This is a genomic window from Pseudomonas sp. PGPPP1, from assembly GCF_002255865.1.
Taxonomy (GTDB): domain Bacteria; phylum Pseudomonadota; class Gammaproteobacteria; order Pseudomonadales; family Pseudomonadaceae; genus Aquipseudomonas; species Aquipseudomonas cremoris.
The window spans coordinates 1-947 of sequence record NZ_NKIG01000092.1 but is presented as its reverse complement, the minus strand read 5'-3'; the positions used below and the strand labels follow the sequence as shown (position 1 = coordinate 947).

Below are 947 nucleotides of genomic sequence, written 5' to 3'. Positions count from 1 at the left end.
CCATATTGGCTCCCCTGGTCGCTGTGAAAGAGCACCTCTCGAGGCCGACCGCGCTGCTCGTAAGCCCTGTCCAAGGCCTGGATGACCAAATCAGCATCAGGCGTGGCGGAAAACGCCCAGCCCACGACGCGACGGGCAAACAAGTCCATGACTACCGCGACATAATGCCAGCGACCCTGCGCCCAGACATAGGTGATATCGCCACACCACACCTGGTTCGGTGACGAAGTCTCGAAGGTTCTCTCCAGTCTGTTGGGTATGTCTGGCCGTTCTTCGGTTTTCCGTCTGCAGACAGGCGCGCCAGGCTGCTTGCTGACCAAGCCCATCTCGCTCATCAGCGCACGCACCTTGAATCGCCCAATCACGATGCCTTCTTCACGCAGTTGATGCGTGAGGCTTCGGCTGCCAGCCGCGCGGCGACTCTGGGTAAAGAGTTCGCCCACTCGCACCCGCAACGCTAGCCGGGCAATGTCCGGTGAGCGCTGCCTGCGACGGTAGGCGTAGTAGCACGAGCGGGTGACTTCAAATACCGAGCACAGCAGTTCGACAGGCGCTTCGCTGCGAAACTGATCGATCAACGCGAGCGCTCGTGTTCCTCGGCCATCAAGAGCGCGGTAGCCTTTTTTAGGATCGATTTCTCCCGCTCCAAGCGATTGATCCGCGCTTCCAGCTCCTGGATCTTCTGCTGCTCGGGCGTAAGGGCCTTGCTCGCCGGTGTGACTCCGCCGCGTTCTGCCTGCAGTTGATTGACCCATCGGCGTAGTGCCGACTCGACCAGCCCAAGCGAACGGGCTGCATCGATACAGCTGTAGCCCTGATCCAGCACCAAACCTGCGGCCTCGCGCTTGAACTCGGGCGTGAAAGAACGACGTTGTTTGCTCATGGAACACCTCTGTGTGGCGATCATCTTCGCCTAAAAAGGTGTCCGGGGTGAGTGGACCACTACA

At 60.0% G+C, this 947-nt stretch carries 1 pseudogene; it reads right to left on the bottom strand.

Annotated elements, in window-relative coordinates:
- Positions 1 to 883 (bottom strand): annotated as a pseudogene (locus tag CFE47_RS31275) (IS3 family transposase); the annotation flags it as partial.
- Between the last annotated feature and the right edge of the window lie 64 nt (positions 884 to 947).